The organism is Ruegeria sp. CDSA089 (genome assembly GCF_059612205.1).
On sequence record NZ_JBXWQD010000002.1, the window covers coordinates 354,709 to 377,292 of the forward strand.

General features: G+C 59.6%; 24 protein-coding genes. 15 read left to right on the forward strand and 9 right to left on the reverse strand.

What is annotated here, in order from left to right:
• Window positions 1-5 precede the first annotated feature (5 nt).
• The 6 genes from nuoL to AC2FJ6_RS07435 are packed head-to-tail and all read left to right on the forward strand — an operon-like array spanning window position 6 to window position 8,406.
• On the forward strand, window positions 6-2,147 hold the full coding sequence (gene nuoL, locus AC2FJ6_RS07410) for an NADH-quinone oxidoreductase subunit L (RefSeq protein ID WP_170769281.1): 2,142 nt from the start codon (window positions 6-8) through the stop codon (window positions 2,145-2,147).
• Window positions 2,147-3,691, forward strand: coding sequence for an NADH-quinone oxidoreductase subunit M (locus AC2FJ6_RS07415; protein ID WP_170769282.1), 1,545 nt, complete (start codon window positions 2,147-2,149; stop codon window positions 3,689-3,691). Before nuoL ends, AC2FJ6_RS07415 begins: the two co-directional genes overlap by 1 nt.
• A 13-nt stretch (window positions 3,692-3,704) precedes the next feature.
• Window positions 3,705-5,147, forward strand: a complete 1,443-nt coding sequence (gene nuoN / locus AC2FJ6_RS07420) for an NADH-quinone oxidoreductase subunit NuoN (RefSeq protein ID WP_170769283.1) — start codon at window positions 3,705-3,707, stop codon at window positions 5,145-5,147.
• Window positions 5,148-5,201: 54 nt separating this feature from the next.
• The gene (locus tag AC2FJ6_RS07425; protein WP_496668729.1) at window positions 5,202-5,951 is read left to right on the forward strand and encodes a biotin--[acetyl-CoA-carboxylase] ligase; all 750 of its coding nucleotides are present in this window, start codon (window positions 5,202-5,204) and stop codon (window positions 5,949-5,951) included.
• Between the two features lie 11 nt (window positions 5,952-5,962).
• Window positions 5,963-6,742 (forward strand): type III pantothenate kinase, encoded by a 780-nt coding sequence (locus AC2FJ6_RS07430; protein WP_170769285.1) that lies wholly within the window; start codon window positions 5,963-5,965, stop codon window positions 6,740-6,742.
• A complete protein-coding gene (locus AC2FJ6_RS07435; RefSeq protein ID WP_170769286.1) occupies window positions 6,739-8,406 on the forward strand; it encodes a ribonuclease J in 1,668 nt (555 codons plus the stop codon). The genes AC2FJ6_RS07430 and AC2FJ6_RS07435 overlap by 4 nt, the downstream gene beginning before the upstream one ends.
• 8 nt (window positions 8,407-8,414) lie before the next feature.
• Here the strand turns inward: AC2FJ6_RS07435 and AC2FJ6_RS07440 are convergent, their stop codons facing one another.
• Window positions 8,415-9,116, reverse strand: a complete 702-nt coding sequence (locus tag AC2FJ6_RS07440; RefSeq protein WP_170769287.1) for an NUDIX hydrolase — start codon at window positions 9,114-9,116, stop codon at window positions 8,415-8,417.
• Between the two features lie 28 nt (window positions 9,117-9,144).
• Complete coding sequence (locus tag AC2FJ6_RS07445; RefSeq protein WP_170769288.1) at window positions 9,145-9,540, reverse strand: DUF983 domain-containing protein; 396 nt, start codon at window positions 9,538-9,540, stop codon at window positions 9,145-9,147.
• Window positions 9,541-9,730: 190 nt separating this feature from the next.
• On the opposite strand from AC2FJ6_RS07445, the gene AC2FJ6_RS07450 reads away from it, so the two are divergent.
• From AC2FJ6_RS07450 to AC2FJ6_RS07465, 4 genes are read left to right on the forward strand one after another with little or no spacing between them, the layout of a single operon-like run.
• On the forward strand, window positions 9,731-10,198 hold the full coding sequence (locus AC2FJ6_RS07450) for an EF-hand domain-containing protein (protein WP_170769289.1): 468 nt from the start codon (window positions 9,731-9,733) through the stop codon (window positions 10,196-10,198).
• Window positions 10,199-10,204: 6 nt separating this feature from the next.
• On the forward strand, window positions 10,205-10,819 hold the full coding sequence (locus tag AC2FJ6_RS07455) for an RNA polymerase sigma factor (RefSeq protein WP_170769290.1): 615 nt from the start codon (window positions 10,205-10,207) through the stop codon (window positions 10,817-10,819).
• Entirely contained in the window at window positions 10,812-11,159 is a 348-nt protein-coding gene (locus tag AC2FJ6_RS07460) for a hypothetical protein (protein ID WP_170769291.1), read from the forward strand. The genes AC2FJ6_RS07455 and AC2FJ6_RS07460 overlap by 8 nt, the downstream gene beginning before the upstream one ends.
• On the forward strand, window positions 11,156-11,629 hold the full coding sequence (locus AC2FJ6_RS07465; protein WP_170769292.1) for a periplasmic heavy metal sensor: 474 nt from the start codon (window positions 11,156-11,158) through the stop codon (window positions 11,627-11,629). The genes AC2FJ6_RS07460 and AC2FJ6_RS07465 overlap by 4 nt, the downstream gene beginning before the upstream one ends.
• Window positions 11,630-11,633: 4 nt before the next feature.
• Here AC2FJ6_RS07465 and AC2FJ6_RS07470 read toward each other — a convergent pair whose 3' ends face one another.
• Window positions 11,634-13,019, reverse strand: coding sequence for a diguanylate cyclase (locus tag AC2FJ6_RS07470; RefSeq protein WP_170769293.1), 1,386 nt, complete (start codon window positions 13,017-13,019; stop codon window positions 11,634-11,636).
• 87 nt (window positions 13,020-13,106) lie between these two features.
• Here AC2FJ6_RS07470 and AC2FJ6_RS07475 point away from each other — a divergent pair, with 87 nt between their 5' ends.
• From AC2FJ6_RS07475 to AC2FJ6_RS07495, 5 genes are all read left to right on the forward strand, one after another.
• Window positions 13,107-13,391, forward strand: coding sequence for a DUF3572 domain-containing protein (locus AC2FJ6_RS07475; RefSeq protein ID WP_170769294.1), 285 nt, complete (start codon window positions 13,107-13,109; stop codon window positions 13,389-13,391).
• Between the two features lie 18 nt (window positions 13,392-13,409).
• Window positions 13,410-14,102 (forward strand): HAD family hydrolase, encoded by a 693-nt coding sequence (locus AC2FJ6_RS07480; protein ID WP_170769295.1) that lies wholly within the window; start codon window positions 13,410-13,412, stop codon window positions 14,100-14,102.
• A gap of 123 nt (window positions 14,103-14,225) precedes the next feature.
• Window positions 14,226-15,785 (forward strand): trimethylamine methyltransferase family protein, encoded by a 1,560-nt coding sequence (locus tag AC2FJ6_RS07485; RefSeq protein ID WP_170769296.1) that lies wholly within the window; start codon window positions 14,226-14,228, stop codon window positions 15,783-15,785.
• 122 nt (window positions 15,786-15,907) lie between these two features.
• Window positions 15,908-16,495, forward strand: coding sequence for a heme NO-binding domain-containing protein (locus AC2FJ6_RS07490; protein ID WP_170769297.1), 588 nt, complete (start codon window positions 15,908-15,910; stop codon window positions 16,493-16,495).
• Entirely contained in the window at window positions 16,492-17,493 is a 1,002-nt protein-coding gene (locus AC2FJ6_RS07495; protein ID WP_170769298.1) for a GGDEF domain-containing protein, read from the forward strand. Before AC2FJ6_RS07490 ends, AC2FJ6_RS07495 begins: the two co-directional genes overlap by 4 nt.
• A 6-nt stretch (window positions 17,494-17,499) precedes the next feature.
• Here AC2FJ6_RS07495 and AC2FJ6_RS07500 read toward each other — a convergent pair whose 3' ends face one another.
• From AC2FJ6_RS07500 to tmk, 6 genes are all read right to left on the reverse strand, one after another.
• Window positions 17,500-18,198: a CbiX/SirB N-terminal domain-containing protein gene (locus tag AC2FJ6_RS07500; protein WP_170769299.1), complete on the reverse strand. Its 699-nt coding sequence runs from the start codon at window positions 18,196-18,198 to the stop codon at window positions 17,500-17,502.
• Between the two features lie 71 nt (window positions 18,199-18,269).
• A complete protein-coding gene (locus AC2FJ6_RS07505; protein ID WP_496668731.1) occupies window positions 18,270-19,202 on the reverse strand; it encodes an AEC family transporter in 933 nt (310 codons plus the stop codon).
• Between the two features lie 42 nt (window positions 19,203-19,244).
• Window positions 19,245-20,042, reverse strand: coding sequence for an MBL fold metallo-hydrolase (locus AC2FJ6_RS07510; RefSeq protein WP_170769301.1), 798 nt, complete (start codon window positions 20,040-20,042; stop codon window positions 19,245-19,247).
• A complete protein-coding gene (locus AC2FJ6_RS07515; RefSeq protein ID WP_170769302.1) occupies window positions 20,039-20,845 on the reverse strand; it encodes a TatD family hydrolase in 807 nt (268 codons plus the stop codon). Before AC2FJ6_RS07515 ends, AC2FJ6_RS07510 begins: the two co-directional genes overlap by 4 nt.
• Window positions 20,842-21,963, reverse strand: a complete 1,122-nt coding sequence (locus AC2FJ6_RS07520; protein WP_170769303.1) for a DNA polymerase III subunit delta' — start codon at window positions 21,961-21,963, stop codon at window positions 20,842-20,844. Before AC2FJ6_RS07520 ends, AC2FJ6_RS07515 begins: the two co-directional genes overlap by 4 nt.
• Window positions 21,964-21,973: 10 nt before the next feature.
• Window positions 21,974-22,582 (reverse strand): dTMP kinase, encoded by a 609-nt coding sequence (tmk, locus tag AC2FJ6_RS07525; protein ID WP_170769304.1) that lies wholly within the window; start codon window positions 22,580-22,582, stop codon window positions 21,974-21,976.
• Window positions 22,583-22,584 lie beyond the last annotated feature (2 nt).

Consider the following 22,584-nt stretch of genomic DNA (forward strand, 5'->3'; position numbering starts at 1 on the left):
GAACTATGGAAACCACCATCCTCTTTGCCCCTCTGGTGGGCGCGTTGATCTGCGGTTTCGGCTGGCGGTTCATTGGTGAGAAAGCTGCCATGTGGACGGCCACGGGCCTGCTGTTTCTGGCCTGTCTGCTGTCGTGGATCGTGTTCTTTGCCTTCGACGGGGTGACGCAGCAGATCGAGATCATGCGCTGGATCGAGAGCGGATCGTTGTCGACAAGCTGGGCCATCCGTCTGGACCGTCTGACCGCGATCATGCTGATCGTGGTGACGACCGTCTCAGCGCTCGTGCACCTCTATTCCTTTGGTTATATGGATCACGACCCGCAGTGGCGTGAAGGCGAAAGCTATAAGCCGCGGTTCTTCGCCTATCTGTCCTTCTTTACCTTCGCGATGCTGATGCTGGTGACGGCGGACAATCTGGTGCAGATGTTCTTTGGCTGGGAAGGCGTGGGCGTAGCCTCTTACCTGCTGATCGGGTTCTATTACCGCAAGCCATCGGCCAATGCGGCGGCGATGAAAGCGTTTATCGTCAACCGTGTGGGTGACTTTGGCTTTGCGCTGGGGATTTTCGCGCTGTTCCTGTTGACCGACAGCATCAACTTCTCGGACATTTTCGCGTCGGCCCCGGCTTTGGCCGAAGAGAAGTTGCACTTCCTGTGGGGTGAGTGGACGGCAGTTGAGGTGATCTGCGTGCTGCTGTTCATCGGTGCGATGGGGAAATCGGCGCAGCTGATCCTGCACACATGGTTGCCCGACGCGATGGAAGGCCCGACGCCTGTGTCGGCCCTGATCCACGCCGCGACCATGGTGACGGCGGGTGTGTTCCTTGTATGCCGTATGTCGCCGCTGATGGAGTTCGCGCCGGGTGCAACCGGATTCATCACCGTGCTGGGAGCTTCGACCGCGTTTTTTGCGGCGACCGTGGGTCTGGTTCAGACCGACATCAAGCGCGTCATCGCCTATTCGACCTGTTCGCAGCTGGGCTACATGTTTGTGGCCGCAGGTGTCGGCATGTATTCGGCGGCGATGTTCCACCTGTTCACACACGCGTTCTTCAAGGCGCTGTTGTTCCTTGGCGCGGGGTCCGTGATCCACGCCATGCACCACGAACAAGAGATGACTGAATATGGCGGGCTGCGCAAAAAGATCCCCTATACGTTCTGGGCGATGATGATTGGCACACTGGCCATCACAGGTGTGGGCATTCCGCTGACGACCTTCGGTTTCGCTGGCTTCCTGTCGAAGGATGCGATCATCGAGAGCGCCTATGCCGGTGGGTCTTCCTATGGCTTCTGGCTGTTGGTCGTAGCGGCGGCGTTTACGTCCTTCTACAGCTGGCGTCTGATCTTCCTGACCTTCTACGGCACGCCGCGCGGCGACAAGCATACGCACGACCATGCGCATGAAAGCCCGATGGTCATGCTGGTGCCGCTGGGCGTTCTGTCTCTTGGTGCGGTCTTTGCGGGCATGATTTGGTACGGCAATTTCTTCGGCCACGCGGACAAGGTCGGCAAGTTCTATGGCATCCCGGTGGCTGAGGCATCGGAACATGCCGAGGCCGGTGATCACAGCAAAGCGGACGCGCATGGCGATGATAGCCACGCTGATGAAAGCCACGGCGATGACCACGCGGATGACGGTCATGGTGAAAAGGATGCTCATGGCGAACATCACTATGTTTTCGCAGGTGAGCCGGGCGAGGGCGCGCTGTACATGGCGCCGGACAACCATGTGCTGGACGATGCGCATGCGGCGCCTAAGTGGGTCAAGGTTTCGCCCTTTGTTGCGATGCTGCTGGGCTTTGCGATGGCCTATTGGTTCTACATCGTGAATCCATCGCTGCCGGGACGTCTGGCACAGAACCAGCGTCCGCTGTACCTGTTCCTGCTGAACAAATGGTACTTTGACGAGATCTACAACGTGATCTTCGTCAAACCCACCGTGGCGCTTGGCCGGTTCCTGTGGAAACGCGGTGATGGCAACACCATTGACGGCTTCCTAAACGGGATTGCCATGGGCGTTGTTCCCTTCTTCACCCGCCTCGCAGGCAAGGCGCAGACGGGCTACATCTTTACTTATGCCTTCTGGATGGTCTTGGGGATAGCAGCCCTTGTCACCTGGATGTCGATCGGCGGAGGCGCACACTAATGGATAATATCCTCTCGATCGTTACTTTCATCCCCGCTGTGGCAGCGGCCATTCTGGCCCTGTTCCTGCACGGAGATGACGACGCCGCGCAGCGCAACGCGAAATGGGTCGCGCTGGTGGCGACCACGGTGACGTTCCTTGTCTCGATTGGCATCTATACGGGCTTTGATCCATCCAACACCGGCTTTCAGATGGTGGAAGAGGGTGAGTGGCTGCTGGGCCTGAAATACAAGATGGGCGTGGACGGCATCAGCGTGCTGTTCGTGCTGCTGACCACCTTCATCATGCCGCTGACCATACTGGCCAGCTGGAACGTGACCGAGCGGGTCAAGGAATACATGATCGCCTTCCTGCTGCTGGAAACGCTGATGCTGGGCGTGTTCATGGCGCTGGATCTGGTGCTGTTCTACCTTTTCTTCGAGGCCGGTCTGATCCCGATGTTCCTGATCATCGGCATTTGGGGCGGCGCGAACCGCATCTATGCCAGCTTCAAGTTCTTCCTCTACACATTTCTCGGCTCGGTGCTGATGCTGGTGGCGATGGTGGCGATGTATGCGGATGCGGGCACGACGGATATTGAGGCGCTGATGAGCCATCACTTCTCATCCGAGAGCTTCAGCGTGATGGGCATTTATGTGGTCGGCGGGATGCAGACGCTGATGTTCCTGGCGTTCTTTGCCTCATTTGCCGTGAAAATGCCGATGTGGCCGGTTCATACCTGGCTGCCGGACGCGCACGTTCAGGCGCCGACGGCGGGTTCGGTCGTGCTGGCGGCGATCCTGTTGAAGATGGGGGGCTATGGTTTCCTGCGGTTCAGCCTGCCAATGTTCCCTGTGGGCTCGGCGGTGATGACCGATCTGGTGCTGTGGATGTCGGCCATCGCCGTTGTCTACACCTCGCTGGTGGCGCTGGTGCAGGAGGATATGAAAAAGCTAATCGCTTACTCTTCGGTCGCGCATATGGGCTTTGTGACCATGGGCATCTTTGCGGCGAACCAGCAAGGGATTGATGGCGCGATTTTCCAGATGCTGAGCCACGGGTTTATCTCGGCGGCACTGTTTCTGTGTGTGGGCGTGATTTATGACCGGATGCACACCCGGGATATCGACGCTTATGGCGGTCTGGTCATCCGGATGCCGGCTTACGCGCTGGTTTTCATGCTGTTCACCATGGCGAATGTCGGCCTGCCGGGCACGTCCGGGTTTATCGGCGAATTCCTGACCCTGATGGGGGCCTTCCAGGTTAACACATGGGTAACGGCGGTGGCTGCAACCGGCGTGATCTTCTCTGCCGGGTATGCGCTGTGGCTGTACCGTCGCGTGGTCTTTGGCGATCTGATCAAGGAAAGCCTCAAGGCCATGACTGACATGAGCTCGCGCGAGCGGCTGATCTTTGCACCGCTGATCATCATGACGATCCTGCTGGGCGTCTACCCATCGCTGGTGACCGATGTGATCGGCGACTCGACCGCCGCGCTGATTTCGAACTATGACACGGCTCTGGCCGCGGCTGAGGCCGTGATCCAGACAGCCGCTTCGCATTAAGGGAGCTTCGGAGATGATCCAAGCTGATCTGACAATCATCCTGCCAGAGATCGTTCTGGCCGTATATGCGATGGCGGCGCTGATCGGGGCTGTCTACACCACAAAAGACGGGCTGGCCCCGGTTCTGGTCTGGGCGACCTCGGGCCTGATGGCGCTGCTGGCGATTTGGATCGCCACCAATGGCGACGGCACCAACGTGGCCTTCAATGGCATGTTCGTCGATGACGGTTTCTCGCGCTTTGCCAAGGTTGCGATCCTGCTATCTGCGGCAGCCGTTCTGTTGATGAGCCAGGATTACATGTCGCGTCGCGGGCTGTTGCGGTTCGAATACCCCTTGCTGGTGGCACTTGCCGCCGTGGGTATGATGATGATGGTCAGCGCGGGCGATCTGATGTCTCTCTATATGGGGTTGGAACTGCAATCGCTGGCGCTCTACGTCGTGGCCGCCCTGCGCCGTGACAGTGCGAAATCCACCGAGGCTGGTCTGAAGTATTTCGTTCTGGGCGCGCTCAGCTCGGGCTTGCTGCTGTATGGTGCATCATTGGTTTACGGCTTCACGGGCACCACGCTGTTCTCGGGCATCATCCAGACGGTGCACCACGGCGACATCTCGGTTGGCCTGCTGTTCGGTTTGATCTTCCTGATCTCGGGACTGGCGTTCAAGGTCTCGGCGGTGCCGTTCCATATGTGGACGCCGGACGTGTACGAAGGCTCACCCACGCCGATCACCGCTTTCTTTGCCACTGCGCCCAAAGTGGCCGCGATGGCATTGTTTGCGCGATTGCTGCATGACGCGTTCGGCGGAGTTATCAAGGATTGGCAGCAGGTGATCGTTCTGCTCTCAGTCCTGTCGATGCTGTTGGGGGCTGTGGCTGCGATTGGTCAGCGCGACATCAAGCGACTGATGGCGTTTTCGTCGATTGCCCATATGGGCTATGCGCTGATCGGTCTGGCGGCGGGTACTGAAATGGGCGTCAAGGCGATGCTGATGTATCTGGCGATCTACGTGACCATGAATATCGGCACCTTTGCCTTCATCCTGATGATGGAGCGCGACGGCAAACCCGTCACCGATATTGATGCGCTGCGGCAATATTCTAAACGTGATCCGGGTAAGGCGCTGGCGGTTCTGATCCTGATGTTCAGCCTTGCGGGCGTCCCGCCAATGCTGGGCTTCTTCGCCAAGTTCGGCGTTTGGCAGGCCGGTGTCAGCGCGGGCCTGACCGGTCTGGTGATCGTGTCGGCCATCGCCTCGGTCATTGGTGCGTTCTACTACCTGCGGATCGTGTTCTACATGTATTTTGGCGAGGAGAACGAGGACCCGATCGAGACGCATTCCACGCCCGTTCTGTGGGTTGCGTTGATGGGGTCGGCTGCTCTGATGTTGGTAGGTATATTCTATCAGTTCGGTGTTGAGGGCGCAGCGGCAGCTGCGGCAGCGACGCTTGTTAACTGATCTCCAGCTCACTCAATTCAGGAGGGCTCGGTCGCTGGACCGGGCCTTTTTGCGATGACGCAGTGGCCGCAAGGATATGGGTTGCATGTGCTGCAAACGGTCGACAGCACGTTGAACGAAGCTGCGCGTATCGCCCCAACGGCGGCAGGGCCGGTCTGGATCATGGCATATAATCAAACCTCGGCGCGCGGGCGGCGGGGCAGGGCATGGGCAAATCCGGTTGGAAACCTCGCGGCTACGTTATTAATGCGTCCGCGGGGTGAGCCGGAACAGGCCGCATTGCGCAGCTTCGTCGCAGCGATTGCACTGTACGATGCCTGTGTCGCTGTGACGGGGCGGTCTGACGGATTGTCACTGAAATGGCCCAACGACGTGCTGCTGAACGGCGGCAAGCTGGCTGGCATTCTTCTTGAAAGCACGGGCATGGGGCGCGAGCTGGGCCATTTGGCGATTGGCATAGGGGTCAACCTGTCGCAAGCCCCGCAGCCTGACGCGCTTGAGGAAGGAGCGGTACGCCCGGTTTCGCTTTTGTCCGAGACTGGGGCCGACGTCATGCCCGAGGATTTTCTGACCGAGCTGGCCGCCAACTATGCGCGCTACGAAAGCCAGTTCGTGACCTACGGGTTCGAACCGATCCGCACGGCATGGTTGGACCGGGCCGCGCGACTGGGGGAAGTGATCACGGCGCGGACCACAACGTCGGAAACGGTGGGCACGTTTGAAACGGTGGACGGGAATGGCAACCTTGTCTTAAACACCGCCAAAGGCCGCGCGGCCATACCTGCCGCGTTTGTTTATTTCTAAAGGGGGCTGAGATGCTTCTTGCAATCGACTGCGGCAACACAAATACCGTGTTCTCGATCTGGGACGGCGCGCAATTTTTGTGCACCTTGCGCACCTCGACCCATCACTCCCGTACGGCGGATGCCTATTTCACATGGTATTCTACTCTGGTGAAACATTACGGGATCGAGGCGGATATCACTGATGTCGTGATCGCGTCGACCGTGCCACGCGTGGTGTTCAATCTACGCATCTTTGCAGACCGTTTCTTTGGCTGCCGTCCGCTGGTTGTGGGCAAGCCGGAATGCCTGTTGCCAGTCGCCCCACGCATCGACGAAGGCACCATTCCCGGACCGGACAGGCTGGCCAATGCGGTTGGAGCGTTTGATCGTCATGGTGGCGATGTGGTTGTGGTTGATTTCGGAACCGCCACGAATTTCGATGTTGTTGCTTCGGACGGGGCTTACGTGGGCGGCATTATTGCACCGGGTGTGAACCTCAGCCTTGAAGCGCTGCACCAAGGCGCGGCAGCGTTGCCTCATATCGACATCACGCGCCCGGAAAAAGTGATTGGGACAAATACGGTTGGCTGTATCCAATCGGGCGTGTATTGGGGCTATTCCGGTTTGATCGAGGGGCTGATTGCGCGGATCAAAGCGGAATATGGAATGCCGATGAAAGTCGTTGGAACCGGGGGGCTTGCACCTCTGTTCGATCAGGCGGATGTGGGCTTTGACGTGATCGAGGATGATCTGACGATGCACGGGCTGACCGTGATCCATCGCTATAACAAGGAAAATGGCTCAACATGAGCAGTGAACGACTGATCTATCTGCCGCTGGGCGGTGCAGGCGAAATCGGCATGAACGCCTATGTCTATGGCTATGGCAAGCCGGGGCAGGAACGTCTGATCCTCGTCGATCTGGGGGTGACGTTCCCGGATATGGACACCACGCCGGGCGTCGATCTGATCCACGCGGATATCTCGTGGCTGCAGGAACGCGCTGATCGTCTTGACGCCATCTTCGTCACACACGCCCACGAAGACCACGTGGGGGCCGTAGCGCATTGCCATGAGGCGTTAGGCGCGCCGGTCTATGCCCGTGCCTTCACCGCCAATATCGCGCGCCGCAAGATGGATGAACATGGCCATCCCGAGGACGCCGTTCAAACCGTGTCGCCATGGCCCGAGCAGGTTCAGGTGGGGCCGTTCTCGGTCGGTTTCCTGCCGGTCTCGCATTCGATCCCGGAAAGTGCAGCCTTGGTCATCGACTCGCCTGCGGGCCGGGTCGTGCATTCGGGTGACTTCAAGCTGGACACCAACCCTGTGGTAGGTGAGCCTTTTGACGCCGATTTGTGGGCCGAGATTGCCAAACCGGGCGTCAAGGCTCTGGTTTGTGACAGCACCAATGTATTCTCGCCCCATGACGGGCGATCGGAATCCGAGGTCGGCCCCGAGATCACCAAACTGGTCGAAAGCGCCGAAGGGATGGTTGTCGCGACCACTTTCGCGTCCAACGTGGCACGGGTGAAAACCCTGGCCGAGGCGGGGCAGCGGGCCGGACGCTCGGTCGTGTTGTTGGGCCGCGCGATGCGCCGCATGATCGAAGCCGCCACCGAAACCGGCATCCTGTCGGATTTCCCCAAAGTCATCAGCGCCGAAGAGGCGGTGGACGTTCCACGCCAGAACCTGATGTTGATCGTGACTGGCAGCCAAGGCGAACGCCGTGCCGCCAGCGCGCAACTGGCCCGTGGCAAGTATCGCGGTCTGGAGTTGAAAGAGGGCGATCTGTTTCTGTTTTCGTCGAAAACCATTCCGGGCAATGAGCGGGGCGTGATCTTCATCATCAACCAGCTTAGTGAAAAAGGGGTGGACGTGGTCGATGACAGCTCGGGGCTATATCACGTGTCGGGCCATGCCAACCGCCCTGATCTTGAGAGGGTACATGCGCTGATCGACCCTCAGGTCGTGATCCCGATGCATGGTGAACATCGCCATCTGCGCGAGCACGCCAAGCTGGCCGAAGCTGGGGGACGCACAGGAATTCTGGCCGTGAACGGCACGATGCTGGATCTGACCGGCAACGCACCGAAAGTGGTGGACTATGTCGAGACGGGTCGGACTTATCTGGACGGCACTGTCAAGGTCGGGGCGCTGGACGGCGTTGTACGGGATCGTATCCGCATGGCTCTGAACGGTCATGTGACCGTCACGGTCATTCTGGACGAAGAGGATGAACCGTTGGGTGAGCCGTGGTGCGATACGATGGGCCTGCCCGAGATTGGGTCCTCTCGCGCGGCATTGGCCGAGGTTTTGGAAGAGGATCTGAACCAATTCCTGATGCGCGCCGACGCCAAAACGCTGCGCGACGACGACAAGCTGGAAGAGGCCATGCGCCGTATCGTGCGCCAGACCGCCAAGGCCGAGATCGGCAAAAAGCCCGAGGTCACGACGGTGATCAGCCGAATGAAATAGGCGCAACCTCAGTCTGTCAGAGGCATCGGATAGCCTTTGAGTTTCAGAAACAAGCTCTCCTCTTCCTGATTCAGCAGGAAGGGGACCGATGTTGGCGGCGCGGGGTCTGATACGCGCGCTGCAATCTCGGCCAGCACGACCTCGGTGATAAAGGGCAGGTCAAACTCGCGCGCGCGATCCAGCGGCACCCATTGCAGGTGAGACAGTTCATCCGAGGCGCGCGAGAAATCGTCCAGGTCGCCCTGAACCGCCGAAGCATCGACAAGGAAAAACCGCGCATCGAACCGTCGGGGACGACCCGGAGGCGTTACCGCGCGAAATACGAATTGCAGCGCTTGGGCCGTTGGGCGATAACCTAGCTGGGCGAACTCGGCCCAATCTTCCGGTGGCTGTCCGGGCCATGTTCCGGGTTGACCCAGAACCAGGCCGGTTTCCTCCCACAACTCGCGGATGGCTGCGGCGGCAAGCGCATTTTGCAGACCCGCCTCTGCCCGCTCGGACAGGCGGTCATGGCACAAGTCGGGCAGGGCCGTGGCCAATTCAACGTTGGCGTCTTCGGCGTCAACCGCGCCGCCCGGAAAGACAAACTTGTTGGGCATGAAAGCGGCTTTCGCGCCCCGTTGCCCCATCAGGATCGACGGGTCTGACAAACGGTCACGTAGAACAATGACCGTTGCCGCGTTGCGGATGGCGGTCTTGTCCTGTGTCATGTGCGGATCAATCCAGTCGGAAATCGCATTACGCGTTCTCGAATCCGTGCATGCGACGTGCCCATTGATAGGCCACAACAGCCCCTTTCAGGCGCGGCAGCAAGAACAACGACAACGCCGTACAACCGATCGCAAAAATCAGGAACATGGTCAGTGGTTCAGGCCGGAACTCGACATAAGTCACGTGCAGCGCAGGGGCCAGCAGGTGGCCGACCAGCAGGATCGTCAGATAGGCAGGGCCATCGTCGGCGCGGTGATGAAACAGCTCTTGCCCGCAATTCGAGCAGCTATCATTGACCTTGAGATAGCCGCTCAGCAGCTTGCCCTCACCACATTTCGGGCAGCGGCCGCGAAAGCCCTTCAGCAGTGCTGGCTTGGTGGCGCGATCCGCATCGGGCTGGGTGTCTATTGTTTGATCTGTCATTGCGAGACTCACGGGTTTCAATGGGCGGATATTGCGCATCTTTTGTGCAACTTAAAAGGGGGGTGCGTCGCTTTGCGCCCTGAAAGGTGACGGAAAAAAATTTCAATTTTTGCGACGGAACCCCGGTGAATCTGCGTTTGAACCTATGTAGGCAGCGACAAAAGCGCTGTGCAAACAAAGGGAAACCGACATGAAAAGCGCAAAAATCATACCTGCGATTATCCTTGGGGCCGTTGCGATCACGGCGACCTCCGCTCTGGCCGCAGGGCCACGCAATCACGAACCTGTGACGTTTCAGGAACTGGATGCCAATGGCGACGGGCAGGTGACGAAGGATGAAATGCAGGCCCACCGCGCCAAGCGCTTTACGGATGCAGATGCCAATGGCGACGGGCAACTGACCGTCGAAGAGATGCAGGCGGCGGGGCAGCAGAAGGTGAACGACCGTGTCGCCAAAATGTTCGAAAAGCACGATGCCAATCAGGACGGATTTCTGAGCGAGGATGAGTTGCCCAAACCGCGCCGGGCTGACAAGATGTTTGATCGTATCGACGCTGATAGCAACGGTTCGATCTCGGAACAGGAATTTGCCGATGCAAAGGACAGTATGGGCAAGCGTCACAAGAAACGCGCCAAATCGGATACCGACGATAGCTGATTTGGAATGCGGGACTTGAGGCCCTCAGGTCAGATCGTCCGCGGCGCTGACAGTGCCGCGGATGCGCCAGCGGATGACGTCCTGCTGGCCATGTTCGCTGCAGGTGATGTGGCGGCTGCGCGTGTGCTGACCGACAGGCTGGGCCCGCGAAGCTATTCGGTGGCGCTGCGGATGCTGGGCAACCGGGCCGAGGCCGAGGATATGACCCAGGAGGCGATGATGCGGCTGTGGAAGGTCGCGCCGGACTGGGTGGCGGGGCAGGCCAAGATCTCGACCTGGCTGTACCGTGTGACGATGAACCTGTGTCTGGACCGGCTGCGCAAACAGACGCCTGACCGTTTGTCGGATGTGCCAGAACCTGTGGATGGGTGTGCCAGTGCAGTACAGAAGATGCAGGACGAGGCCCGCCGGGACGCGTTGCAGGCGGCCTTGTCGAAACTTCCGGACCGGCAGCGACAGGCCGTGATACTGCGCCATATCGAGGAATTGCCCAATCCCGAGATTGCCGGGATCATGGAGCTTTCGGTCGAAGCGGTGGAAAGTTTGACGGCGCGGGGCAAGCGGGCTCTGACAGCGATATTGGCGGGGCGACGGGACGAATTGGGGTATGACGATGACTGATGATGACACGCAACTGGATCAGCTTTTTGCACAGGCCCGTCAGGATCGGCCGGCGCTGCCTGACGATTTGGCCGTTCGCATCCTGACCGATGCCGAAGCGGTGCGGCTGGACCTTGCCAAACCCAAGCGGTCTGCACCCCGATCCGTTTTTCGCCGCATGGTCGAAGGGATCGGTGGCTGGCAGGGCCTGAGCGGTCTGGCCGCCGCCAGTGTCGCCGGCCTGTGGATCGGGTTCGCGGCGCCGGATTTCCTGCCTGACGCGGCCACTTACCTCTACGGATCGGAGGCCACATTTGCACTTGCCGATCTGGACACATCATTCCTGGAGGACGCCGAATGAGCGACAATCCCAAGCCCAAACGCCGTTGGATGCCCATTTTGTTGGTGGTTTCCCTTGCCGTGAACTTGCTTATTGTAGGCGTAGCAGTAGGAACGGTTCTACGGGTCAAAGGCAGTGACCATGCAAAGGCGCCACCCGGTTTTGGCTCGGCTCTTTATCGCGCGTTGCCGAAAGAGGACCGCAAGGCGCTACGCGGGGATTTATCGAAACAGCACCGCAAAGGCTCAAAGCTGCGGGCAGAGGATTTCGCCATGCTCAGCGCAGCCCTGCGCGCCGATCCGTTCGACCCCGAATCCGTTCGGGCGATACTGGCTAATCAGAGCGCGTCGCTGGTGTCGTTGCAGATGTCCTTGCAGAATGAATGGCTGACGCGCGTCTCTGCAATGAGCGACGAGGAACGTATGGACTATGCCGCGCGTTTGGATGAGGTCGTACGCCGCGGCCCTCATAAACGGGGCAAAAAGAACTGATCTGTCAGGCAGCGCATTGCCGAAAACTGACCTGATTGCGGCCCGCGCGCTTCGCGGCATAGAGCGCGGTGTCGGCTGATTGAATCAACGTCTCGACCGGAGCACCACTTGAGCGGGCCGGTTGCGTCGAAATCACGCCGATGCTGATCGTTACCGGTACTGGCGCGAAGGTGCCCGGCAGCTTGAAGGGTGTTTTGCAGATACAATCGCACAACGTGCGCGCCAGTTTCAGCGCATTGTCCTGAGTGGTATCGGGTACGCCAATCATGAATTCCTCTCCTCCGATCCGGGCCACGAACCCAGCTGCGCCGATAGCGCGCTGCATCCGGGTTGCGGTTTCGGTCAAGACACGGTCACCACACACATGGCCAAAGCGGTCATTGATGGATTTGAAATGATCCAGATCCGCCAACATTACCGCAAAGCCGCGCTGGGTTTGGTTGGACTGAGCGACGATGCGGTCGATTGCGTGCATTGCATAACGCCTGTTGTGCAGCCCAGTCAGCGGATCAACCCAGGATTCCGCAATCCCGCGGCGCAGCGATGCACGCATCTGGTCCAAGCGGGTCTTGCGCGCGATCAGGTTCTCCAAACGCAGCACGGTTTCGTCGGCACAGAACCCGTTCATGCAGACTGCATCTCCCCCCCGGTCCAGAATTTCTGCTGCAATACCGGGGTCATTTTGCGTCAGAATGCCTATAACCGCCGTGTGGCGGGTGGCGCCGCGCGATTTAAGATCGTTCAAAACGGACAGACCAGACCGGTCGGCTCCGATCTCGATCACGATGGCGTCGGGGGTGGGGCCGGATAACAGACACTGCAAGTTGGAGGACGTATGGGCCGTCAACCTGTGCTTCAACCGGTTAGCCAAAGCGTTTCGCCACTTCGCACCAATGCTTGATGTTTGGGTCAGCAAGGCAACATGGCCAGATTTCGGCGGAATGATCAACACGGGCGCGGGTTCGGCAAATCCGATGGGTTGCGAGCCACCCAGACGCAAGTCCTGCGATTCGGCTCGGACGCGCATCAGGTTGCGGACCCGCGCCAAAAGCAGCGTGTCGTTGAAAGGATGCGCCAGAACATCATCCAGCCCATCCGATAAGGCCTGAAGACGCGCGGCCTTGTCGTTCTGCGGTGCGATTGCGACAACTGGCACATCTGCCAGTTCGGGGTCGGCCATTACAAGCTTTTTTACATCGGCCGCGGTGCCATCTGGCAAGGTTTGCGCGGTCAGCACAAGATCGGGCCGCGCCCGTCGCAACAGCCCGGCCAGCCCCTGAACCTTTTCGCCCTGAACAACGTGATACCATGCTGCCGTAAGCTGAACTTTCAGCATGATCCGATTGGTCGAAGTCCCGTCAAGGACAAGGATGGTACCGTGAACGGACATATCTGCCACCGTTGATTGCATGTATGGCCAAAGTGTTTATGAGTCTGGTTAACAAACCCTTTCCAAGAGCAGATTCAGGGACTCTTTATGTCGATAACCGCGCAATCCGCTGAAACGCTGGCGTTGAATGTGCTTGGCTGGCTGGTCGGAAATGACGAGCTCTTGCCGGTGTTTTTGGGCTCCACAGGAGCATCCCAAGGTGATCTGCGCGAAAGGGCGTCCGAACCCGAGTTTCTGGGCTCGGTGCTGGAATTTCTGATGTTGGACGATTCGTGGGTTGTGGCATTTTGCGACGCCAATTCCGTGCCTTACGATCTGCCTGCGCAAGCCAAGGCCGCGCTTTCCGGCGGCGCTAACATTCACTGGACCTGACCCTTACAGGAGAACACCATGCCAATCGACGCTATTCTGTTCGACAAGGACGGTACTCTGTTCGATTTCGCCGATACCTGGGGTGCCTTCGGACGCAATATGCTGTTGCATCTGACAGAGGGGGATCACGCCCGCGCTGCCACGCTGGGCAAGGTGATCGGCTTTGATCTTGAGACGCTGACTTATTCACCTGACAGCATCGTGATTGCGGGAACGGTCGAGGAAGTGGCCGAGGTTCTGGCACCGCATTTTCCTGATCTGTCAAGGGCGGGGCTGATCGACGTTCTGAACACCGAATCCGCAAACGCCCCACAAGCCCCCGCAGTGCCACTTGCGCCGTTCCTAGATGGGCTGCGGCAGTCTGGTCTGAGGCTGGGCGTGGCGACGAATGATAGCGAGATGCCCGCACTCGAGCATCTGAGCTCGGCCGGGATACGGGATCACTTTGACTTTGTGGCTGGCTATGACAGCGGGCACGGGTTCAAACCGGGTCCGGGTCAGCTTTTGGCTTTTGCTAAACATGTGGGCGTCACCCCGGATCGCGTGGCGATGGTGGGGGACAGCCTGCATGACCTTCAAGCCGGGCGCGCGGCAGGGATGACAACGATCGGTGTTCTGACCGGTATGGCCGAGGCCAAAGCGCTTGCGCATATGGCGGATGTGGTCTTGCCGGATATCGGGCACATCCCCGGCTGGCTGGCGGATCGCTAACCGAATCCTGCTCGATTTCGGCGGATCAGGTTCTAAATCCGACATAGCCTGTCGCAGACAGAGCGGCCAGTCTTTCCTGTTCGGGGCTTGCTTGAGGCAACGCGAACACAAGGGGACGGTCCGATGGCAGACACGACAAAGCGCAGACGCCGCAGTGGAGGGCGCGCAGGGGCCGCTGAACGCCGAGGCTCGGCCGTAATCGACCAGATGCCGTGGAACCCTCCGGTCAATACGGATGCACCGACCGAGCCGCTTGGTCCTGAGGGGATTGAAGCGATCCACGAGGGGGCGATGCGCATTCTCGAAGAGATCGGTATTGAATTCTACAACGAGGAAGCCATCGGCATACTGCGTCAGGCAGGCTGCACCATTGACGGCGACAATGTCCGCATGGGGCGCGATTTTGTGATGGAGATGGTGGGCAAGGCTCCGTCATCCTTTACCATCACGCCGCGTAATCCGGCACGCCAGATTGAAATCGGTGGGCGCAATCTGCTGTTCGGCAATGTCTCGTCCCCGCCCAACTATTGGGATATGGAGATCGGCACGAAAGTGCCCGGCAATCGCGAAATGTGCCGGAACCTTTTGAAGCTGACGCAATATTTCAACTGCATTCACTTTGCAGGCGGTTATCCGGTGGAACCGGTCGACATCCACGCCAGCGTGCGCCATCTGGATGTGCTCTATGACAAGCTGACCCTGACCGACAAGGCGATGCACGCCTATTCACTGGGCAAGGAACGGGTCGAGGACGTGATGGAGATGGTGAGGATCGCAGGCGGTCTAAGCCATGAGGAATTCGAGGCGACGCCCCGGATGTATACCAACATCAACTCGACCTCGCCGTTGAAACACGACCACCCGATGATTGACGGCTGCCTACGTCTGGCACGGCGGGGGCAGGCGATTGTGGTGACGCCCTTTACGCTGGCTGGCGCGATGGCCCCGGTTACAATGGCGGGCGCGGTCGCGCAATCTCTGGCCGAGGCGCTCTGCGCGATTGCGCTGTTCCAATATGTCCGGCCTGGCATTCCCTGCGTGATCGGAACCTTTACCTCGAACGTGGATATGAAATCTGGCGCGCCGGCGTTCGGAACACCGGAATATATGCGCTCGACCCAGATGACCGGCCAGATGGCACGGTTTTACGGCCTGCCCTTGCGGTCCTCGGGCGTGTGTGCGGCAAACGTGCCAGATGGGCAATCGGTTTGGGAAACGTCGAACTCACTGTGGGCGGCGGTGCAGTCTGGGACCAATATAGTCTACCACGCCGCAGGTTGGCTTGAGGGAGGGCTGATCGCCAGCCCGGAAAAGTTCATTATGGACTGCGAAGTTTTGCAGCAAATCCAAAGGTATATGCAGCCCGAGATCACGGCGACCGGGCCGGATGAGATTGCGTTGGATGCGATCCGTGCGGTCGGCAATGACGGGCATTTCTTTGGCATCCAGCACACGCAGGACCGTTACACTACGGCATTCTACCAACCTTTCCTCAGCGACTGGAAGAATTTCGAAGGGTGGAACGTAGCGGGTGGTATCTGGACTGCAGAACGCGCCCATCATATGTTCAAAGAGATCATCACCAGCTTTGAACCCCCACCGATGGACGAAGGTATCCGACAGGAATTGGCGGAATTCGTTGAACGCCGAAAGGCCGAGGGCGGAGCACCGACCGATTTCTAGCAGTTTAGAAAGAGATTCCAGTTTGATACTCGATTGGATTGTCCATATCCGAAGCTGCGTTTTGGCGATTTGTTAAGGATTCGTCGGTCAGACTACGTGTGAAACCAAGCTGGGGCTTTGTCATGCATGGTCTGATCAATCGAGCGGTCCAATCCTTCGTTTGCGCGACATACGGGCAATCCTGCTGGCTGCACGTGACCGAAGTCGCAGAACTTGGCTTTTCCGAGTTTGAGGCGATGTTGGTCTATGACGATGACGTCAGCGCGCGCATGCTGGAGGTATTGTGCGCTAAACTCGATCGCCCGCGCGCCGAACTGCTGGAGGATTTGGGGACCTATCTAGTCTCTCACCCCAACATGGAAGATCTGCGACGCCTGCTGCGGTTTGGCGGAGTGACGTATGTCGAATTTCTGCATTCGCTTGATGACCTTTCTGATCGGGTTCGCCTTGCGGTCTCGGACCTGCGTTTGCCCGAACTGGAACTACGCGAGATGTCGCCAACCGAATTCCAGCTTCTGTGTCATCCGGGTTTGCCCGGATATTCCAGCGTGATGGTGGGCGTGCTCCGCGCGGTTGCGGATGACTATGGTGCATTGGCCATTCTTACCCATGAGGGGCAAAGGGGGGACGCCGAAGTCATTTCGATCATCCTGGTTGAAAGCGCCTTTGCTCAAGGCCGACAGTTTGAGTTGGGGGCGCGAAAAGCATGATGAGCAACGTCGAATTGGCCGGGTTGCTGGACACGCTTTGCCCGATGTTCGTTCTCGTCGATCGAGACGGACGCATTCAGCGTGTGGGGCCGACCGTTCAAAAACTTCGGCCGGATACACCGATGCGTGGGAAGGCTTTCCTGGACGTTTTCGAACTGGTTCGACCCCGAAAGGTGACAACCTTGTCGGCCTTGCTTTCTCTGGCCGGGGCAAAACTGCACCTCAAGCTGCATGACAGGCAGCGTACGGCCCTTAAAGGCTTGGTCGCGCCCTTGCCGAACGATATGGGGGCGGTCGTGAACCTGTCCTTCGGAATTTCGATCCTGGATGCGGTACGGGACTATGCGCTGACCAGTGCCGATTTTTCCGGCACAGATCTTGCGATTGAACTGCTCTATCTGGTCGAAGCCAAATCCGCCGCGATGGAGGCGTCCCGTTCACTAAACCTGCGCCTGCAGGGCGCGATGCTTGCGGCCGAGGAGCAGGCCTATACCGATATGTTGACCGGCCTCAAGAACCGCCGTGCGATGGATGTGGTGTTGGGGCATCTGGTCTCGGGCAATGGACCATTTGCGCTAATGCATCTGGATCTGGACTATTTCAAATCAGTCAATGACCGGTTTGGCCATGCCGCTGGGGATTATGTTCTGAAACAGGCCGCGCGCATCATGATGGAAGAGACGCGTGCAGATGACACCGTCGCGCGCGTCGGAGGGGATGAATTCGTAATCATGTTCAAAGGCTTGGTCGATGAGGCTGTACTGTCCGCGATCGCGATCCGACTGATCGAGCGGTTGCAACATCCCATAAGTTTTGAAGGGTCAACCTGCTGCATATCGGCCAGTATCGGAACCGCGCTTTCCACGCAATTTCACTCCCCCAAACCTGCCGAGATTTTGAACGCCGCCGATCAGGCCTTGTACGAGGCCAAGCGAAAAGGCAGGTCTCGTCACTGCTTGTTCTCATCACTGGCGCACAAGGCGATGCCTCCGCAATAGCAGGCGTCAGGTAGAAAGAAACGCCTTGCTGAGGGTCGCGGCGATATGGCGTTGAATGCCGGGAAGCTCTCCGACGACGGGTAGGGTGTCGCCCTGAAAGGCAGCCTTTTCCAATTCTTGCGGGATGTCCTCTAGAACGTGTCCGCCAGTGCAGGCAAAAAACGGCAAACAAATTGCTTGCGCACCCGCTTTTGATGCGGCGTCAGAGATGGACGGGGGTTCCTCGACAAAGCCGACGCGAAGAGACTTGAACGGTAAAGTTTGACCCAAAGCCTCGGCGAAGTGCAAAGCCACGGCAGAGGGGTTGCGGCTGCGGCCGGACCCGTGGGCGGCGAGAACAAAATCGGTCTCTGTGGCCTGCCACTGACGCTGCGCAAGAGCCTCGGTCAGAGCCTGTGCCACAAGGTTGGGCATTTCGGGGTCTACTCCCAGCGGGTCCAGAATACGAAGGGGGCGTTCGTCCAACCGCTTGGGCAACGCGCTGGTCACGAACCACCCCTTGGCCATGAAGAGCGGAAAGAGAACGGTATCGTCCGGTAGCTTTTGCAGGCAGGATTCGAACTGTCCCGGTGCGGCCAGCGTGGCGGAAACCACCGTGATATCCGGGCACAGCGCATCGACGCTACGGGCATAGTCTGCCAATGCGGCCTCGGCCGGTTCCGGGTCAGAGGGTTGGCCATGGGCGACGATGACGGCATGCGGCATAAGTGGGATCCTTGTTGCGTGACCGGATAGGTGTGTTTGTACAACCCAAAGTCAACCGGAAACCAAATGCTCTATCCCAGCAGAGCAAGCCACAGCCATACCGTCAGGATCGACGACGCAGTACCGATAAGCACCGATGAGGCCGCGACCCGTCGCGCGCGCCCATACATATTGGCAAAGATATAGGCGTTGAACCCCGGTGCCATGGCCGCGTTCAGCACGCCCGAGCGGAACAGATCCTGCGGCAGCCCGACGCTTGATCCGAATAGCCAGACCAGACTTGGATGCAGCAGCAGCGACACACCGCAAACATAGGCGATGGTGCGCAGATCGCCCTCGGGCCGATATTTGACAAGAACGCCGCCCAAGGCAAACAAGGCTCCGGGCAAGGCGGCGCGGGTGATCAGGCCAAGGGCGTCATCGACCACTCCGGGCACGCCAACCCCGGACAGGTTGATTATGAATCCCGATGCAATCCCCAGGATCAGCGCATTTCGGAACATCGCTGACAAGATCGAACGGAACATATGCGTGCCACCATTGCCGCGACTGCGAATAACCTCCATCACTGTGATGCCGATGCCATAGCAAAACGGCGCATGGAAGGCGATGATAGCAAAGTTCCCGGCCAGGTTTTCAGGGCCATAAGCGCGCTCGGTAATCGGCAGGCCCAGCAGGACCGAGTTCGAGAACAAGCAGCAGAAGCCGATCGCGACGCAATCCTCCCACTCGCGCCGGAAGATCAGGCGCGCGCCGAACAGGCCGGCGCAGAAACATAGGCCCGCAGCGGTGTAGAAACTGAACAGCAGGCGCGGGTCGAAACTGGCGCTGAGGTCCAGATTGGCGATGGCCAGAAACAGCAAGCAGGGAATGGCGAAGCCCTGGGTGAACTTCATCAGCCCGTCGATATGGACCTCTTTGAAATACCCCAACCGGGTCGAGGCATATCCCGCGCCGATCACCAGAAATACTGGCAGGATAACGTCGATCAGGCTTTGCAGCATGGTGCCATCCGGTGAGATATTGCGGCAGGCACCACCGACATTTTACAGCGCCTGATGGATCACCATGCCATCATAGGCCGGGGTGATGTGGTCGGCGGTTTCGGCCTTGACCGTGGCATAGTCCATGTCGATATGCATATTGGTCAGCACCGCGCGCTTCGGCTCGAGCTGTTCGATCCAACCAAGCGTCTTTTCCAGATGCGCATGAGTGGGATGCGGCGTGCGGCGCAGCGCGTCGATGACCAAACAGTCCAGCCCTTGCAGTGCAGGCCATGCGTCGTCATAGATCTCGGCCACGTCTGGCAAATAGACCAGTCCGCCAATCCGAAAGCCCAACGCGTCGATCGAGCCGTGATTAACCTTGAACGGCTGCAACGGGATCGGGCCGCCGGGGCCGTCGATCTCAAACGGGCCACTGATGGTTTTCAGATCAAGGATCGGCGGGTAGGGCGAGCTGTCAGGCTGGATGAACGCATATCCGAACCGTCCCAGTAGGTCGTTTTGCGTGTCACCGTCCGCCCAGACAGGTACGCGGGTGCGCATGTTGAACACGATCATGCGCAGGTCATCTATGCCGTGGACGTGGTCGGCATGGCTGTGGGTGTAGACCACCCCATCCAGACGCCCGGTGCCGGTATCCAGCAACTGGCTGCGCATATCCGGCGTGGTGTCGATCAGGACCGAAGTTGTGCCTTCGGGCCCATCGCGCTCTACCAGCATGGAACAGCGACGGCGGATGTTCTTGGGGTTTTCGGGGTCGCAATCGCCCCAATGCCCGCCCAGTCGAGGTACGCCACCGGAGGAACCGCAGCCCAGAATGGTGCAGCGCAGCTGGGTCATGCAGCCGCCTTGTAGGTTGCGGCTTTGGTGAACAGCCGCTCGAAATTCAGCTGGGTCTGAGCGGCGAACTCGGCATAGTCCATACCGAACACCTCGGCCCCTTTGCGGGCGGTATGGGCGGTATAGGCGGGCTCGTTGCGTTTGCCGCGGAACGGGGGCGGGGCCAGATAGGGCGCGTCGGTTTCGACCAGAACGCGATCGACTGGGGCGGTGGCAAAGATATCGCGCAGCTCCTGGCTTTTGGGGAAGGCGGCGATGCCGGACAAGGACAGGTAAAAACCCAGATCCAGCGCGGCTTTGGCCAGTTCCGCCGATGAGGAAAAGCAGTGCATCACGCAGGAATAGGGCGCGTTGCGATGTTCCTCGGCCAGAATGCGGGCCATGTCCTCGTCCGCCGCACGGGCGTGAATAATCAGGGGTAGGCCGGTGCGCTGGGCCGCCTCGATATGGACACGCAGAGATTGTTTTTGCACTTCGGCGCTGTCGGCGGTGTAATGGTAATCCAGCCCGGTCTCACCAATACCGACGAATTTCGGGTGCTGGGACAGTGCGACCAGTTCGTCTACGGTTGCCATCTGCTCATCCGCAGCGCTCATGGGGTGGGTGCCGGCGGCGTAGAAGACGGGGGCGTGGGCCTCAGCTATCGCGCGGACGCTGGGTTCATTGCGCAGCTTTGTGCAGATCGTGACCATTCGGGTTACACCCGCGTCAATCGCATTGGCGACGATCTGGTCCAACTGGCCTTCGAAATCGGGGAAGTCCAGATGGCAATGGCTGTCGGTGATCTGGGGGGTGTCGCTCATCTGCTCTGACCGGCGGTTTCCTGTATCTTGAACACCGTATCTAGGACCAGAGCCGCAGGGTCAAGGTTCACCGCCTGACCATGGCGTGCGCGGGCTGTGATTGTCGCAGCCACCTCAGCCCATTTGCGGGCCTGATGGGGGGATTGGGATAGGCGCGACAGGATTTCGACCTCATGCGGGGCGGCTTCGGGCAGGGGGGCTGCGCCGGTCGCTCCGGTCAGGGCAAGGCGCGACAGGGCCACGTCGATCAGGGTTAAAAGCAGCTCGAACCTCTCAGCCGCGCCGCGCTGGGCGGCGGCCTCGGCCAGTTTCAGAGCGCGTTGACGGTCCATGCGGGGCAGGGTGCCTAGGATGGCGATGAACTCGGCGTAAATCTCTAGCCCGCCCAGGTTAATCAGGCGCACCGCGTCCCCGACAGAGCCAGCGGCGAGGGCGGCCAGATGATCTGGTTGCGTAGGCATTTCGGCTCCGGTTTGGGCCAGTGCGGACTGCATATCGTCAGCCCCTAACGGGGATAGGCGCAGGGTTCGACAGCGCGACCGGATTGTTGGCAACAGGCGCGAGGGCTGGTGCGAGATCAACAGCAGCGTCGTACGCGCGGGCGGTTCTTCCAGCATTTTCAACAGGGCGTTGGCGGCGCTGACATTCATCTCATCAGCCGCGTCTACGATGACCACGCGCCGCCCGCCATCGGCCGAAGACAGGCCGAAGAACTTGCCTAGCTTGCGGATGTCATCCACCACGATCTCATTCCGCAGCCGCCCCTGATCGTTCAGCGTTCGGGTAATGGCGGCCAGGCCGGGTTCGGCCCCGGCCTGAATGCGGTGGGCGACGGGGTGGTCGGGGTCGATCGCGAGCGTCTCAGGGGGCGGGGGCGCGCCGAACAGCCCGTCATCCTCAGCCGGAGGGGTCGCCAGCAGGAACCGCGCGATCTGCCACGCAAGCGTTGCTTTGCCCACCCCGCGCGGGCCGGTCAGCAGCCAGCCGTGGTGCAGACGGTCCGAGGTGTAGGCGTTCAGAAAGGCCTGTTCGGCCTCGGCCTGCCCGAATAAGGTCGCGGTTTCGCGCGGATGCGGGGCACCGGGGGCCTGATCCGGGGTCGGGGTGTCGTCGCTCATGGGTCGTCCGTCACAAGGATTGCAGGACGATATCTGTCACATCGCGGGCCACACTGTCCATGTCCCGGTTGCCATCGATCACGCGAAAACGGTCCGGGAACTCATCGGCCAGCGCCAGAAACCCGGCGCGCATCTTTTGCTGCAACTCCAGGCCGAAATCCTCGAACCGTTCCTCGGTGCCTTGCCGCCCCTTGGCGCGAGACAGGCCGATTTCGGGGTCCATGTCGATCAGCAGGGTCAGGTCGGGTTCGCGCCCGATCATCAGCTTGTGCAACTGATCCACCACAGGGCGCAGATTGCCACGTGACATGCCCTGATACATGCGCGTGCTGTCGGCGAACCGGTCGCAGATCACGACTTTTCCAGCCGCCAGCGCGGGTTCAATGGTGCGTTCCAGATGGTCGCGGCGGGCGGCAGTGAACAGCAGCAGCTCTGTCTCGGCTGACCAGCGGTCGGGATCACCTTCCAATACCAGCCTGCGGATTTCCTCGGCCCCGGCTGAACCGCCGGGTTCGCGGGTCAGAACAACGTCGCGGCCCAATCCGCGCAAGTAATCGGCCAGCATACGCGCCTGCGAGGACTTGCCTGACCCATCAATGCCTTCAAATGTCAGAAACACGC